Origin of the sequence: Pseudacidovorax intermedius, assembly GCF_001476815.1 — a bacterium.
Taxonomy (GTDB): Bacteria; Pseudomonadota; Gammaproteobacteria; order Burkholderiales; family Burkholderiaceae_C; genus Xenophilus; species Xenophilus intermedius_A.
In genome coordinates this window covers 20,275-34,495 of record NZ_LDSL01000026.1, presented here as the reverse complement: position 1 = coordinate 34,495, position 14,221 = coordinate 20,275, and the positions used below count along the sequence as shown (strand labels likewise).

13 protein-coding genes are annotated in these 14,221 nt (G+C 69.8%); 7 read left to right on the top strand and 6 right to left on the bottom strand.

What is annotated here, in order from left to right; translation table 11 throughout:
• Nucleotides 1–26: 26 nt before the first annotated feature.
• Genes rapZ through NS331_RS03405 form a run of 3 tightly spaced genes read right to left on the bottom strand, consistent with a single transcriptional unit; the run spans nt 27 to nt 3,487 of the window.
• Nucleotides 27–908 carry an RNase adapter RapZ gene (rapZ, locus tag NS331_RS03415; RefSeq protein ID WP_242873635.1) on the bottom strand — a complete coding sequence of 294 codons (882 nt, stop codon included), beginning with the start codon at nt 906–908 and terminating at the stop codon, nt 27–29.
• A 2-nt stretch (nt 909–910) separates the two neighbouring features.
• The gene (recN, locus tag NS331_RS03410) at nt 911–2,587 is read right to left on the bottom strand and encodes a DNA repair protein RecN (protein WP_058640611.1); all 1,677 of its coding nucleotides are present in this window, start codon (nt 2,585–2,587) and stop codon (nt 911–913) included.
• Nucleotides 2,588–3,487, bottom strand: a complete 900-nt coding sequence (locus tag NS331_RS03405) for an NAD kinase (RefSeq protein ID WP_058640610.1) — start codon at nt 3,485–3,487, stop codon at nt 2,588–2,590.
• Between the two features lie 96 nt (nt 3,488–3,583).
• Here NS331_RS03405 and hrcA point away from each other — a divergent pair, with 96 nt between their 5' ends.
• Nucleotides 3,584–4,597, top strand: a complete 1,014-nt coding sequence (hrcA, locus tag NS331_RS03400; protein ID WP_058640609.1) for a heat-inducible transcriptional repressor HrcA — start codon at nt 3,584–3,586, stop codon at nt 4,595–4,597.
• Nucleotides 4,598–4,647: 50 nt separating this feature from the next.
• Here hrcA and NS331_RS03395 read toward each other — a convergent pair whose 3' ends face one another.
• Both NS331_RS03395 and NS331_RS03390 read right to left on the bottom strand, forming a co-directional pair.
• Entirely contained in the window at nt 4,648–5,316 is a 669-nt protein-coding gene (locus NS331_RS03395; RefSeq protein ID WP_058640608.1) for a Crp/Fnr family transcriptional regulator, read from the bottom strand.
• Nucleotides 5,317–5,583: 267 nt separating this feature from the next.
• The gene (locus tag NS331_RS03390) at nt 5,584–8,457 is read right to left on the bottom strand and encodes an adenosylcobalamin-dependent ribonucleoside-diphosphate reductase (protein WP_058640607.1); all 2,874 of its coding nucleotides are present in this window, start codon (nt 8,455–8,457) and stop codon (nt 5,584–5,586) included.
• A gap of 12 nt (nt 8,458–8,469) precedes the next feature.
• Here NS331_RS03390 and NS331_RS03385 point away from each other — a divergent pair, with 12 nt between their 5' ends.
• A complete protein-coding gene (locus tag NS331_RS03385) occupies nt 8,470–9,228 on the top strand; it encodes a PadR family transcriptional regulator (RefSeq protein ID WP_153012733.1) in 759 nt (252 codons plus the stop codon).
• Nucleotides 9,225–9,545: a DUF3861 domain-containing protein gene (locus NS331_RS03380; RefSeq protein ID WP_058640605.1), complete on the top strand. Its 321-nt coding sequence runs from the start codon at nt 9,225–9,227 to the stop codon at nt 9,543–9,545. Before NS331_RS03385 ends, NS331_RS03380 begins: the two co-directional genes overlap by 4 nt.
• 11 nt (nt 9,546–9,556) lie before the next feature.
• Here the strand turns inward: NS331_RS03380 and ppsR are convergent, their stop codons facing one another.
• Entirely contained in the window at nt 9,557–10,378 is an 822-nt protein-coding gene (gene ppsR / locus NS331_RS03375) for a posphoenolpyruvate synthetase regulatory kinase/phosphorylase PpsR (RefSeq protein ID WP_017757862.1), read from the bottom strand.
• A 202-nt stretch (nt 10,379–10,580) separates the two neighbouring features.
• Between ppsR and ppsA the strand changes: the two genes are divergently transcribed.
• The 4 genes from ppsA to rpsR all read left to right on the top strand — a co-directional run bounded on the left by ppsA (nt 10,581) and on the right by rpsR (nt 14,206).
• The gene (ppsA, locus tag NS331_RS03370; protein ID WP_058640604.1) at nt 10,581–12,974 is read left to right on the top strand and encodes a phosphoenolpyruvate synthase; all 2,394 of its coding nucleotides are present in this window, start codon (nt 10,581–10,583) and stop codon (nt 12,972–12,974) included.
• Between the two features lie 241 nt (nt 12,975–13,215).
• Nucleotides 13,216–13,596 carry a 30S ribosomal protein S6 gene (rpsF, locus tag NS331_RS03365; RefSeq protein ID WP_017757860.1) on the top strand — a complete coding sequence of 127 codons (381 nt, stop codon included), beginning with the start codon at nt 13,216–13,218 and terminating at the stop codon, nt 13,594–13,596.
• Between the two features lies 1 nt (nt 13,597).
• Nucleotides 13,598–13,903 (top strand): primosomal replication protein N, encoded by a 306-nt coding sequence (gene priB, locus NS331_RS03360; protein ID WP_058640603.1) that lies wholly within the window; start codon nt 13,598–13,600, stop codon nt 13,901–13,903.
• 21 nt (nt 13,904–13,924) lie between these two features.
• Complete coding sequence (gene rpsR, locus NS331_RS03355; protein WP_017757858.1) at nt 13,925–14,206, top strand: 30S ribosomal protein S18; 282 nt, start codon at nt 13,925–13,927, stop codon at nt 14,204–14,206.
• Nucleotides 14,207–14,221: the final 15 nt, after the last annotated feature.

Here is a 14,221-nt window from a genome sequence, read left to right as displayed (position 1 = left end):
GGCGGCGCAGCCCGCAACGAAGACGCCTACTCGGCGTCCAGCTCCCGATGCCGCCGCAGCGCCGCCCAGCGCTCGCCGAAGGCTCGCGCCAGCTGCTCCACCAGGAACACCGAGCGATGCTGCCCGCCGGTGCAGCCGATGGCCACCGTCACGTAGCTGCGGTGGTCGTCCGCCAGCGCGTCGAGCCAGTGCTGCAGGAACTGCTCGATGTCGGCATACATGCGGGCCACCGCGTCGTGCTCGCGCAGCCAGTCGATCACCGGCTGGTCGCGCCCGGTCAGCGGCCGCAGGGCAGCCACGTAATGCGGGTTGGGCAGCATGCGCACGTCGAACACGTAATCCGCGTCCAGCGGCACGCCGCGCTTGAAGGCGAAGGACTGGAACACCAGCGTCAGCGCGCGCTGCGGCGCGTCGATGAGCGACTTGATGTAGGTGCGCAGCTGGGCCGGCCGGATCAGGCTGGTGTCGATCAGGTCGGCGCCTTCGCGCAGTTCGGCCAGCAGTTCGCGCTCCAGCTCGATGGCCTGGATCAGGGCCCGCTCCTGCTCGGGCGCGTCCACGCTGCCCAGCTGCCGCGACAGCGGATGGCGCCGGCGCGTCTCGGAATAGCGGCGCACCAGTGCCTCGGTGGTCGAGTCCAGGAACAGCGAGCGCACCGCCATGCCCTCCTGCCGCAGTGCGGCCAGGCGGATCGGCGCCTTCGACAGCGAGGTTCCGCTGCGCGCGTCGATGGCGACGGCCACGCGCGGCGTCTGGTTCTCCTTCTGCAGGCGGATGAAGTCGCCCAGCAGCTCGGGTGGCAGGTTGTCGACGCAGTAGTAGCCGGCGTCTTCCAGCGCGGCCAGCGCGACCGACTTGCCGGAGCCGGACATGCCGGTGATCAGCACCAGGTCCATGGGAGCACTCATCGTCATCCTTCCTGCGGGCTCAGCATTTCGCGGGCATGGGCGAGGGAGGCGGCGGACACGCGCTCGCCGCCCAGCATGCGGGCGATCTCCTGCATGCGGCCTTCGCCGTCGAGCGGGGCGACGGTGCTCTCCGTCACAGGTGGCGCCTTGCCGCCGGCCGCGCCCCCGGTGGTGCGCTTGGCCACGCGCAGATGGTGGTCGGCGCAGGCGGCGACCTGCGGCAGGTGGGTCACGGCCAGCACCTGGCGATCGCGGCCCAGCTGGCGCATCAGGCGGCCCACGGTGTCGGCCACGGCGCCGCCGATGCCGGTGTCCACCTCGTCGAAGATCAGCGCCTGGGCCGTGCCCAGGCGGCTGGTGGTCACGGCGATGGCCAGCGCGATGCGCGACAGCTCGCCGCCCGAGGCCACCTTGCCCACCGGGCGCGGCGTGCCGCCGGCATGGCCGGCGACGAGGAAGGCGACGTCTTCCAGTCCGTGCCGGGCCGGCTGGGCCAGCGGCTGCAGCGCCACCGCGAAGCGGCCGCCCTGCATGCCCAGGCCCTGCATGGCCTCGGTGATGGCGGCGGCCAGCCTGGGCGCCGCCTTCAGCCGGGCCTGCCCGACGGCGCGGGCTTCCTTGTCGAAGGCCTGCCGGGCGCGCTGCTCGGCCTGCTCCAGCGCGGCCAGGTCGGCCTGGGCCTCCAGCGTCTGCAGTTCCTGGCGCCAGCCGGCCAGCAGCGCAGGCAGCTCGCCGGGCGGGCGGCGGTAGCGGCGGGCCAGGGACATCCACATGCCCAGGCGTTCGTCCAGCGCCTGCAGCTGGTCGGCGTCGGTCTCGGTGCGGCGCAGGTAGCCATGCAGCGCATGCAGCGCGTCGGCGGCCTGGGCCAGGCTGCCCGCGAGCTCGTCGCCCAGCGTCTTGAATTCGGGTTCGATGTGGGCCAGGTCCTGCAGCCGGTCGGCGGCGCGCGAGAGCAGGGCGAGGGCACCCTGCTCGTCCTCGTCCAGCAGGCCGGCAGCGGCCTGGGCGGCGTCGATCAGCGACTGGGCATTGGCCAGCCGCGTGTGCTGGCCGGAGAGTTCTTCCCATTCGTCGGCGCCGGGCGCGAGCTTGTCGACCTCGCCGATCTGCCACTGCAGGCGCTCGCGTTCGCGCAGCAGCGTCTCCTGCGCGTTGCGGGCCGAGTCGAGCGCACTGCCGGCCTGCCGCCACTGCTGCCAGGTGGCATCGAGTGCCGTGGTGCGCACGCCCGCATAGGCGTCGAGCAGGCCGCGCACGGCGTCGGGCCGGGTCAGGCTCTGCCAGGCATGCTGGCCATGGATGTCGAGCAGGTGGCCGCCCAGCTCGCGCAGTTGCGCGGCGGTGGCGGGGCTGCCGTTGACCCAGCCGCGGCTGCGGCCCTGGGTGTCGACGGTGCGGCGCAGCAGCAGGGTCTCGCCGGCCTCGAAGCCGCCTTCCTCCAGCCAGGCGGCCAGGGCGGGGTCGGCGTCGAATTCGGCGCTCACGTCCAGCCGCTCGGCGCCCTCGCGCACGGCGCCGGCGTCGGCCCGGTTGCCCAGCGCCAGCTGCAGGGCGTCGATCAGGATCGACTTGCCGGCGCCGGTCTCGCCGGTGAGCACGGTGAAGCCCTCGGCCAGGTCCAGTTCCAGCGCGCGGACGATGACGAAGTCGCGCAGGACGATGCGTCGCAGGGCCACTCAGGAGCCTCCTTCGTTCCAGTGAAGTTTCTTGCGCAGGGTGTCGAAATAGCTCCAGCCGCGCGGATGCAGGAAGCGCACGCGGTGCTCGGAGCGCCGCACCAGCACCTGGTCGCCGTGGGCCAGCGAGGCCAGCGACTGCATGTCGAAATTGGCGCTGGCGTCGCGCCCGCCCACCACCTCGACCGAAATTTCCTCGGCATCGGGCAGCAGGATCGGCCGGTTGGACAGCGTATGCGGCGCGATCGGCACCATCACCCAGCCAGGGATGGACGGGTGCAGCATGGGCCCGCCCGCCGACAGCGCATAGGCAGTGGAGCCGGTGGGCGTGGCGATGATCAGGCCGTCGGCACGCTGGTTGGCCACCAGGTGACCGCCCACCGAGACACGCAGCTCCACCATGCCGGAGGTGGCGCCGCGGTTGACCACCACGTCGTTCATGGCCTGGGCGGTGAACACGACCTCGCCGGCGCGCATGACCCGCGCCTGGATCAGGCTGCGGTGGTCTTCTTCATAGTCGCCGGCCAGCATCGGGGTGAGTGTGGCCTCGTAATGTTCCAGCGGGATGTCGGTGACGAAGCCCAGGCGGCCGCGGTTGATGCCGATCAGCGGCACGCCGTAGCGGGCCAACTGCCGGCCGATGCCGAGCATCGTGCCGTCGCCGCCGACGACCAGACCCAGGTCGCACTGCTCGCCGATCTCGGGCACCGTGAGCACCGGCCAGCGGCCGGCGCGCGGCACGCCGTCCTCGCCGCATTCGGCGCTGCCGCGCTCGAGCACGACGGTGCAGCCGCGCGACTCCAGGAACGCCGCAATGCCCTCGATGACGGCGTCGCGCTCGCGCGCCGCCGTCGCCTGGTACTTGCCGATCAGCGCCACGTGGCGAAAGGGTGCGTTCATGAGGGCAAATTACATCACGACGCCAGAGCCCTCCCACGCCGTGGGAAGGCGCTGTCCGCCGGGCTGCGCGCGGTGGCCGGCGGGTATCATCTGCCGATGCTGGACGACCGCGCCAAGCTGCTGCTCAAGACCCTGGTGGAACGCTACATCGCCGACGGACAACCCGTCGGTTCGCGCACGCTGTCGCGCGCCGCCGGTCTTGAGCTCTCGCCCGCCACCATCCGCAACGTGATGGCCGATCTGGAGGATCTGGGCCTGATCGTCAGCCCCCATACCTCCGCCGGACGCATTCCCACGGCGCGCGGCTACCGCCTGTTCGTCGACACCATGCTCACCGCGCAGCGCGCCCAGCTGCAGGCGCCGAGCCTGCCGCCGGACCAGCCGCAGAAGGTAATCGCCAGTGCGGCGCAGCTGCTGTCGAACATGTCGCAGTTCGTCGGCGTGGTGATGGCGCCGCGGCGCACCACGGCCTTCCGGCACATCGAATTTTTGCGGCTGTCGGAGCGGCGGCTGCTGGTCATCATCGTCTCGCCCGAGGGCGACGTGCAGAACCAGGTCATCTTCACCGACCGGGACTACACCCAGTCGGAGCTGATCGAGACGTCGAACTACCTCACCACGAACTATGGCGGCCTGTCGATCGAGCAGGTGCGCGACCGCCTCAAGGGCGAGATGGACGGCCTGCGCGCCGAGATCGCCTCGCTTATGCAGGCGGCGGTGCAGGCCAGCTCGGACGCCATCTCGCAGGCGCAGGAAGAGGTCATCATCGCCGGCGAGCGCAACCTGCTGGCGGTGAGCGACTTCTCCAGCGACATGGGCCAGCTGCGTCGCGCCTTCGAACTGTTCGAGCAGAAGGCCGAGCTGATGCGGCTGCTGGACATGTCCAGCAAGTCGGACGGCGTGCGCATCTTCATCGGCGGCGAGAGCCAGGTCGTGCCGTACGAAGAGCTGTCGGTGGTCAGCGCCAACTACGAGGTCAACGGCGAGGTGGTCGGCACGCTGGGCGTGATCGGTCCGACGCGCATGCCGTACGACCGCATGATCCAGATCGTGGACATCACCTCGCGGCTGGTCAGCAATGCGCTGAGCCACAAGAACGGGAAGGGCTGAGCGCGCAGGCCCGGTGTCGGGCCGTAAGTTCGTTCGTGTGGGACACCCTCTCAGGGCGCGGCCGGGTCGCCGGCCAGTGCCTGCAGCGCGGGCACGTCGCGGATCAGCACGAGATAGCCGTCCATCTCCACGCAACCCAGCGCCACCAGCCGGCGGAAGCACCGCGACAGCGTGGCCTGGGCCATCACCAGCTGGCGCGCGATGGAGCGCTTCTGCACCGGCAGCCGCACGACGCGCGCCTCGCCCTGGGGTTCGAAGGGCTCGCGCAGCAGCCAGCCGGCCAGCCGCGCCAGCACGTCCTTGGTGGCGAGTTCGTGCCGGCCCTCGGTGAGTTCGCGGATGCGTCCGGCCATGGCCATGCCCATGGCCTGCTGCAGAACGGGATCGCGCCGGGCCTCGTCCAACAGCGCCTGCAGCGGCAAAGCGGCCAGCGCCACGCGGGTGGGGCAGACGGCGGATTCGAGCCAGCCGGTGTCCAGCCAGGCCGAGGTCAGGTCCAGCCACTGGCCGGGGCCGAGGATGCGGTTCTCCACCAGGCTGCCGTCCGGGCCGGGGCGGCCCATGACGACGCGGCCCTCCGCCACCAGCCACCAGGAGGGCGGCTGGGTCGCGTTGACCGCGGGCACGCTGCCCTTGGGCAGCACGTGCATCCGCAGCGCCGCCGCCAGGCGCTCCAGCGTGCCGGCCTCGGGTTCGCATGGCGCGAAGGCCCGTTGCAACAGCGGAACGCCGAAGAGCAGGACGGGGCGCCGCCCGGTGGCGGCCTTCCACCGACGGGCCGGAGCACGCGGCGCATCGGGCGGGAACGGGGATGGGGCCGGCAGCATGGAAGAGGGGCAGGCAGGATCGGATCGACGGGTTTCGACTCTGCCTCCGTGCGGCCGGACGCGCCTTGAGCCAGCGCAAGGATCGGCGCCGTCGCCGTGCTGGGGGTGCCCGCCCGGTCGCCGCGGCGCGGGTCGGCGGCCGGGTGGCGGTGCGCCGGCTCAACCGCACAGGCCGGTGAAGCCGCAGGCCGTGCAGAAGCTGCACCCGTCCCGGCGGATCAGGGTGGCGTTGCCGCATTCCGGACAGGTGGCGCCGGCCAGGGGGCGCGGCGGCAGGCCCGGCGCGGCGGCGGCCGGCGCGGCCAGGATGCCCATCTCCTGGATCGGAAAGCCGGCTTCGTCCAGCACGCCCAGCATCGCGTAGCGGTGGATGACCAGCCGCGCCAGGTAGGCCACGGTCGACGGCCAGGTCTGCTGGCGCCGCACCTTGGGGTCCAGGCTGGGCACGAAGGCCATGAAGTGGCCCAGCGGCTCGGCGTAGCTCAGCAGCTTGCGCAGCTTCATGCCGATCCAGGCCGGGTCGATCACGCGCATGTCCAGCGACAGCACGCGTGCCACGCCGTCGAGGGCGCGCGGATAGTTGCCCGAGAAACCCAGGGCGCAGGGCCGCGTGTGGGTGATGCCGCCCGGGCTGGGCAGCAGCACTTCCTTGAGCGTGAGCGTGAAGGCTTCGCCGGTGGCGGGGTTCTCGATGTCCACCGCCCAGGCCAGCGTGCCGGAGGGGCCGGTGTGGGGCTCGTCCAGGCTGAACAGGGCGTCGAGCACCGGCGTGCCCGGCGCGGGCGGGTTCCACAGGCCGAGCTGCTCGCAGCGCCAGCGCAGCACGGCGGCGGTGGCGGCGACCACGCCGGGGAAGGTGCGCACCTCGCCGTGGGGCGGGAAGGGCATGTCGAAGGGCCGCTCTTCCTGCACGGTGGCCAGGGCATCGAGCTTGAGGCGCACCCATTCGGCGTCGCGGGCCCGCAGGTCCATCGACAGCGTCTTGGCCAGCGCGCCCAGGCCGCGCGGCTGTTCGGCGCCGTTGACCCAGACTTCGAAGGGCAGCGGCCGGCCGGCATCGGCACCGCCCGGCGCCTCGCCGACGAAGAGGGCGAACTGGCCATGCGGATGCCGGACCATGGTGCACCAGGCCGCGTTGCCGGCAGGAAAGTCGGGCCGGCCGGGCCAGCGCAGCGAGGCCAGCACCGGCTCGCGCGGCAGGCGCTCCAGTGCCAGGCGCCGGTCGGCGATGTCGCGCGCGGGCAGGGTGGTGGCGGGCTGCGGCACGCTCAGCACGGCGCCCAGCACGGCATTGGGCCGATACGTGGCCAGGCCCTTCAGGCCGGACTGCCAGGCCTGCAGGTACAGGTCCTGGAAGGCGGCGTAGGGATAGTCGGCCGGCACGTTGACCGTCTTGCTGATGGAGGTGTCGACGAAGGGTGCCACCGCCGACACCATGGCCGCGTGCGACTGCGCGCTCATCTCCAGCGCCGTGACGAAGGCGGGCGGCAGCGGCGCCTCCGGCCCGTGCAGGTGGCGGAACAGGCGCCAGGCATGGTCCTCCACGGCGAATTCGCGGAAGGTGCCGTCGGCCATGCGCTTCTTGCGCTGGTAGGTCCAGCTGAAGGGCGGCTCGATGCCGTTGCTGGCGTTGTCGGCGAAGGCCAGGCTGATGGTGCCGGTGGGCGCGATCGACAGCAGGTGCGAATTTCGCAGGCCATGGCGGCGGATGCGCTCGCGCAGCGCGGCCGGCAGGCGGGCGGCGAACCGGCCGCGCTGCAGGTACAGGTCTGCATTGAACAGGGCGAAGGCGCCGCGTTCCCGGGCCAGCTCGGCGGAGGCGGCATAGGCGCCGTCGCGCAGGCGCTCGGCGATGCGGGCGGCCATCTGCCGGGCCGGCTCCTCGTCGTAGCGCAGCCCCAGCATGGCGAGCGCATCGCCCAGGCCGGTGAAGCCCAGGCCGATGCGGCGCTTGGCCATGGCTTCCTCGCGCTGGCGCGGCAGCGGCCAGATGGACACGTCGAGCACGTTGTCCAGCATGCGCACGCAGGTGGGAATCAGGGCGTCGAAGGCGGCCTCGTCGAAGCGGGCGTCGGCCTCGAAGGGCTGGCGCACGAAGCGCGTCAGGTCGATGGAGCCCAGGCAGCAGCAGCCGTAAGGCGGCAGCGGCTGCTCGGCGCAGGGGTTGGTGGCGGCGATGGCCTCGCAGTAGCCGAGGTTGTTGTCGGCGTTGATGCGGTCCAGGAAGAGCACGCCCGGCTCGGCATGGTCGTAGGTGGCGCGCATGATCTGGTCCCACAGCGCCCGGGCCGGCACGCGGCGGTAGACCCACAGGCCGTCCCCGCGCGGGTGGGCGCCGTCCGCCTTCTGCGCGTCGCCGGGCTCGGCGCGGTGCAACAGCTCGACCTCGGCGTCCGCCTGCACGGCCTGCATGAAGGCATCGGTGATGCCCACCGACAGGTTGAAGTTGCGCAGGTCGCCGGCGTCCTTGGCGTGGATGAATTCCTCGATGTCCGGATGGTCGCAGCGCAGCACGGCCATCTGCGCGCCGCGCCGCGCACCGGCCGATTCCACCGTCTCGCAGGAGCGGTCGAACACCCGCATGTAGCTCACCGGGCCCGAAGCGCTGGACTGGGTGCTGCGCACGCGCGCGCCCCTGGGCCGGATGCGCGAGAAGTCGTAACCCACGCCGCCGCCGCGCCGCATGGTCTCGGCGGCTTCGGTGAGGGCGGTGTAGATGCCGGGGTGGCCGTCGTCGTCCTCCGCGATGGCATCGCCCACCGGCTGGACGAAGCAGTTGATCAGCGTCGCCTCCAGCGTGGTGCCGGCGGCCGAGAGGATGCGGCCCGCTGGAATGAAGCCGCCTTCCAGCGCGGCGAGGAAGCCGGCCTCCCACGTGGCGCGCTGCTCGGGCACCTCCGCAGCGGCCAGGGCGCGGGCCACGCGGCGGAAGACGTCGGCGGCCTCGCGCTCGTCGCCCTTGGCGTACTTCTCGCGCAGCACGTCCTGGCTGATCGGCTGGGCGGGGAGGGCGGTGCGGTGGAGGGTCGGCATGGTGTCTCCTGAATGGACGGCGGACGTCGACGAAGTGTGATGACTGTAAAAAAACCCAGTGAAAAAGTCTGTCGGAAAACCCTGCTGGTGGTAAGGCGCTGCGCGGCAAGTCATAAAAAGAGCTTTCAAGATATATCATTGACGCATCTTGAAAGAAGGTTTTGGATGAACGATGAATGGAACGATGACCCGGACGCCGGCGGCCGTGGCAGGCGTCACAGGCGGCCGGGTGGCGGTCTGCTGGACGGCGGCGCGTCCGAAGGCCGTGGCGGCGCCCGGCGCTCGCGCCAGCTGGAGCCCGGCGACTTGCGCCTGCTGATCCTGGACGCCCTGGCCGCCCAGCCCAGCCATGGCTACGAACTGATCAAGGCGGTCGGCGAGTGGGTGGGGGGCGACTACAGCCCCAGTCCCGGCACCGTCTATCCGACGCTCGCGCTGCTGGAGGATCTGGGCCTGGCCCGTTCCGAAGCCAGCGATGGTGGCCGCAAGCGTTTCCACCTGACGCCGCAGGGCCAGGCCGAACGCGAGGCGCAGGCGGCGGCCATCGCCGCGGTGCGTGAGCGCCTGGCGAATGCCCGCGCGCGGGCCCATGCGCGCCGGCTGCCGGAAATCCGGCGTGCGATGGAGAACCTGAAGATGGCGCTGCGCCTGCGCCTGGAAGGCGAGGCCGAGGCGACGGAACTCGTCCGCCGGCTCGCCGAGATCATCGACCGCGCCGCGGTCGAGGTGGAACGTGCCTCAACGGCGCCAGAACAGAAAGAACGACCATGAAGCAGCACCGCTACCGAATCACCGTCGAGCACCTGGCCGACGCCCGGGGCAACCCGTCCACCCATGCCGAGCCGCTGCGCTTCGAGGCCGGCAACCACGACGACATCCTGGCCATCGCCGAACGCATGCGCGGGCGTGGCGAATTCCCGGCGGAGACGGCCAATGCGCTGGCCGTCGGCCTCAAGCTGTTCAGCGAGGTGATGCTGGAGAACCGCGGCCATCCGCTCTTTGCGGATTTCGCGCCGCACTTCCGCGCCTTCATGCAGCACCTCAAGAAGGGCCCGCAGCGCCCCGGCAGCGGCGACGTTCCTGCCTAAGCCGGCCAGCCTCAGTAATTGAGCCGTTCCGGCCGCAGTTCCTGCAGGATGGTGGTCGCGATCTCTTCGATGGACTTGGTGGTGGTCGACAGCCAGCGGATGCCGGCGCGGCGCATCATGGCCTCGGCCTCGCTCACCTCGTAGCGGCAGTTCTCGATGCTGGCATAGCGCGAATTGGGCCGCCGCTCGTTGCGGATCTCGGCCAGCCGCTCGGGCTGGATGGTCAGGCCGAAGATCTTCTTGCGGAAGGCGATCAGCGCCGGCGGCAGTTGCCGGCGGTCGAAGTCCTCGGGGATCAGCGGATAGTTGGCCGCCTTCAGCCCGTGCTGCATGGCCAGGTAGAGCGAGGTCGGCGTCTTGCCGCTGCGGCTCACGCCCACCAGGATCACGTCCGCCGCCTCCAGGTCCGCATGGCTCTGGCCGTCGTCGTGCTGCAGGCTGAAGTCGATGGCGGCGATGCGGTCGTGGTATTCCTTGCTCTTGCTGATGTCCGAGAAGCGGCCGATGCGGTGGTTGGACTTCATCGCCAACTCGATCTCCAGCGGCCGCACGAAGGTGCCGAACAGGTCGAGCAGCATGCCCTTGCAGCCGGTCTCGATCACCTCCAGCACCTCCATGTTGGCCAGGGTGGTGAAGACGATGGGGCGGTAGCCTTCGAGTTCGGCCGTGTGGTTGATCTGGCGCACCGCCTGGTGGGCCTTGTCCACCGTGTCGGTGAAGGGCATGCGCACGTGGCGCGCCTTGAGCTCGAACTGGTTGAGCACGGCATTGCCGAAGGTCTCGGCGGTGATGCCGGTGCCGTCCGAAACGAAGAAAACGGTGCGCTTGTGCATGGGGCGGCCTGTAGTTTCTGTCCTGCGGCGGCGGCGCGGACCGCCGCCTACAATCCCGCAGATTATCGGCGTGCGCCCTCCGCGCGCCCGCATCCGCATCCCTTCCCATGCAGTCGCCCCGCGCACCCAGAGCAAGAAGAACGATCGCGCCCGGCCGTCCGCTGCATGGAACGCACCGCTTTTTAAACTCCGGAGTCTTCCCATGTCTGCCCTGTTCGAAGCGACCGCCCTGGTCGTGCCCTTCGAAAACCTGAGGATGAGCGACGTCGAGGCCGTTGGCGGCAAGAACGCCAGCCTCGGCGAGATGATTTCCCAGCTGCCCGAGGGCGTGCGCGTGCCCACCGGCTTCGCCACCACGGCCCATGCCTTCCGCGAGTTCCTCGCGCACGAGGGCCTGACGCAGCGCATCAGCCAGCGCCTGGCCACGCTCGACATCGAGGACGTGCGTGCCCTGGCCGCCGCCGGCGCCGAGATCCGCAGCTGGATCGAGGCCCAGCCCTTCCCCGCCGACCTGGAAAAGGCCGTGCGCGAGCACTTCGCGAAGCTGAGCGCGGGCAACGACCAGGCCAGCTTCGCGGTGCGTTCCTCGGCCACCGCCGAAGACCTGCCCGACGCCTCCTTCGCCGGCCAGCAGGAAACCTTCCTGAACGTCGTCGGCATCGAGGACGTGCTGCACAAGATGAAGGAGGTGTTCGCCTCCCTCTACAACGACCGCGCCATCAGCTACCGCGTGCACAAGGGCTTCGCCCACGACGTGGTGGCCCTGTCGGCGGGCGTGCAGCGCATGGTGCGCTCCGACCTGGGCGCCGCGGGTGTCATGTTCACCATCGACACCGAATCGGGCTTCGACCAGGTCGTCTTCATCACCTCCAGCTACGGCCTGGGCGAGACGGTGGTGCAGGGCGCCGTGAACCCCGACGAGTTCTACGTCCACAAGCCGATGCTCGAAGCCGGCAAGCGCGCGGTGATCCGCCGCAACCTGGGCTCCAAGCTGATCCAGATGGAGTTCGCCACGCCCGAGGAAAAGAAGGCGTCGGGCAAGCTGGTCAAGACCACCGACGTCAAGACCGAACTGCGCAACCGCTATTCGCTGACCGATGCCGAGGTGGAGCAGTTGGCGAAGTACGCCATGGTCATCGAGAAGCACTACGGCCGCCCGATGGACATCGAGTGGGGCAAGGACGGCACCGACGGCCAGCTCTACATCCTGCAGGCCCGTCCCGAGACGGTGAAGAGCCAGCAGCAGGGCAAGGTGGAGCAGCGCTTCAAGCTCAAGGGCAAGAGCGCGGTGCTGGCCGAAGGCCGCGCCATCGGCCAGAAGATCGGCACCGGCCCCGTGCGCCTGGTGCACAGCATCAGCGAGATGGACAAGGTGCAGGCCGGCGACGTGCTGGTCACCGACATGACCGACCCCAACTGGGAGCCGGTGATGAAGCGCGCCAGCGCCATTGTGACCAACCGGGGCGGGCGCACCTGCCACGCGGCCATCATCGCGCGCGAACTGGGCATCCCGGCCGTGGTCGGCTGCGGCGACGCCACCAGCCTGCTCAAGGACGGCACGCTGGTCACCGTGAGTTGCGCCGAGGGCGACACCGGCCGCATCTACGACGGCCTGCTGGAGACCGAGATCACCGAGGTCCAGCGCGGCGAGATGCCCAAGATCCCGACCAAGATCATGATGAACGTGGGCAACCCGCAGCTCGCCTTCGACTTCGCCCAGCTGCCCAACGAGGGCGTGGGCCTGGCGCGGCTGGAGTTCATCATCAACAACAACATCGGCGTGCATCCCAAGGCCATCCTGGACTATCCGCAGGTCGATCCCGACCTGAAGAAGGCGGTAGAATCGGTGGCCCGCGGCCATGCCTCGCCCAAGGCCTTCTACGTCGACAAGGTGGCCGAGGGCGTGGCCACCATCGCCGCCGCCTTCTGGCCCAAGCCGGTGATCGTGCGCCTGTCGGACTTCAAGTCCAACGAGTACCGCAAGCTGATCGGCGGCAGCCGCTACGAGCCGGAAGAAGAGAACCCCATGCTGGGCTTCCGCGGCGCGGCGCGCTACATCAGCGCCGAGTTCGGCGAGGCCTTTGCCATGGAATGCGAGGCGCTCAAGCGCGTGCGCAACGAGATGGGCCTGACCAACGTGCAGATCATGGTGCCCTTCGTGCGCACGCTGAAGCAGGCTGAGCGCGTGACCGCGCTGCTGGGCGAGCACGGCCTCGAGCGCGGCGAAGCCGAACTCAAGATCATCATGATGTGCGAGGTGCCCAGCAATGCCGTGCTCGCCGACCGCTTCCTGGAGTTCTTCGACGGCTTCTCCATCGGCTCGAACGACCTGACCCAGCTCACGCTGGGCCTGGATCGCGATTCCGGCCTGGAGCTGCTGGCCGCCGACTTCGACGAGCGCGACCCGGCCGTGCAGGCCATGCTGTCGCGTGCCATCGAGGCCTGCAAGTCGCAGGGCAAGTACGTGGGCATCTGCGGTCAGGGCCCCAGCGACCATCCGGACTTCGCCCTGTGGCTGGCGGAGCAGGGCATCGCGTCGATCTCGCTCAACCCGGACAGCGTGATCGAGACCTGGCAGCGCCTGGCGCAGCGTTGATCGCAGCCTGAGGTCCTGGGGGCCGCGCCGGCACTTCACCGGGGCGGTGCCACAGCGGAATGGGCGGCCTGCTCGCGCGGGCTGCCCTTTGCTTTTGCTGCCACCGGCGAGTCGCTGGCACCGCTGGCCCGTTTCGGCATATACTCGTGGGCTTTCCCTTGCCACACCGCCTGGACGCGGCGGGTGGCTTTTCTGGACGGGCGCGCATGCGCGCCGGGTCCGCAAACCCCCAAGGAGTGTCATGCGTCACTACGAAATCATTCTGCTGATCCATCCGGATCAAAGCGAGCAGGTTCCGGCCATGCTGGAGCGTTACAAGGGCATGATCGCCGCCGGCAACGGCAAGGTGCATCGTGTCGAAGACTGGGGCCGCCGCCAGCTGGCCTACCAGATCAACAAGCTGAACAAGGCCCACTATCTGTGCGTCAACATCGAGGCCGACCAGGCCGTGATGTCCGAACTGGAGCATGCCTTCAAGTTCAACGACGCCGTGCTGCGCCACCTGACCGTGCTGAAGAAGAAGGCCGACACCGGCCCGTCCTCGATGATGAAGACCGTCGAGCGCGAGGAAGCCCGCAAGGCCCAGCAGGCCGAGTACGCCGCCAACAACAGCAGCAACTGATGTGGCTGCGCCCGCGGCGGCCAACCACCTGCTCCTGACGGCCTGCATCGAAGAGATCGCTGCCTTGCGTTTCACCCCGGCCGGGCTCCCGGCCATCGACCTGCGGCTCGACCATGCGTCGACCCAGGACGAAGCCGGACAGACCCGGCAGGTGAAGGCGGCACTCAAGGCAGTGGCCTTCGGCGCAGTGGCCGAGCGGCTCGCGCGGCAGGCGCTGGGCAGCCAGTGGCGGTTCCAGGGTTTCCTGGCCAACCCCCGCAACGGCAAGCACCCGGTGCTCCACGTCACGGATTTTCAGCAAGATTAATTTTCGACAGAGGTCCCTCAAATGGCCACGTTCAAGAAATTCAACAAGGACAAGCGTCCGAAGCGCAACACCCAGTCGCTGCTGTTCAAGCGCAAGCGTTTCTGCCGCTTCACCGTCGCCGGTGTGGAAGAGATCGACTACAAGGACATCGACACCCTGCGCGACTTCGTCGGCGAGAACGGCAAGATCGTCCCCGCGCGCCTGACCGGCACCCGCGCCATCTACCAGCGTCAGCTGAACACCGCGATCAAGCGCGCCCGCTTCCTCGCGATGCTGCCGTACAGCGACCAGCACCGCGTCTGAGCCGGAAGGAATCCA

Excerpts from the sequence above, each read along its gene's own strand:
- hrcA (WP_058640609.1), top strand. The coding sequence starts at position 3,584 with ATGCTGGACGACCGCGCCAAGCTGCTGCTCAAGACCCTGGTGGAACGC.
- NS331_RS03405 (WP_058640610.1), bottom strand. The coding sequence starts at position 3,487 with ATGAACGCACCCTTTCGCCACGTGGCGCTGATCGGCAAGTACCAGGCG.
- NS331_RS03385 (WP_153012733.1), top strand. The coding sequence starts at position 8,470 with ATGGACGGCGGACGTCGACGAAGTGTGATGACTGTAAAAAAACCCAGT.
- rpsR (WP_017757858.1), top strand. The coding sequence starts at position 13,925 with ATGGCCACGTTCAAGAAATTCAACAAGGACAAGCGTCCGAAGCGCAAC.
- rapZ (WP_242873635.1), bottom strand. The coding sequence starts at position 908 with ATGAGTGCTCCCATGGACCTGGTGCTGATCACCGGCATGTCCGGCTCC.
- NS331_RS03380 (WP_058640605.1), top strand. The coding sequence starts at position 9,225 with ATGAAGCAGCACCGCTACCGAATCACCGTCGAGCACCTGGCCGACGCC.
- NS331_RS03390 (WP_058640607.1), bottom strand. The coding sequence starts at position 8,457 with ATGCCGACCCTCCACCGCACCGCCCTCCCCGCCCAGCCGATCAGCCAG.
- rpsF (WP_017757860.1), top strand. The coding sequence starts at position 13,216 with ATGCGTCACTACGAAATCATTCTGCTGATCCATCCGGATCAAAGCGAG.
- ppsA (WP_058640604.1), top strand. The coding sequence starts at position 10,581 with ATGTCTGCCCTGTTCGAAGCGACCGCCCTGGTCGTGCCCTTCGAAAAC.
- ppsR (WP_017757862.1), bottom strand. The coding sequence starts at position 10,378 with ATGCACAAGCGCACCGTTTTCTTCGTTTCGGACGGCACCGGCATCACC.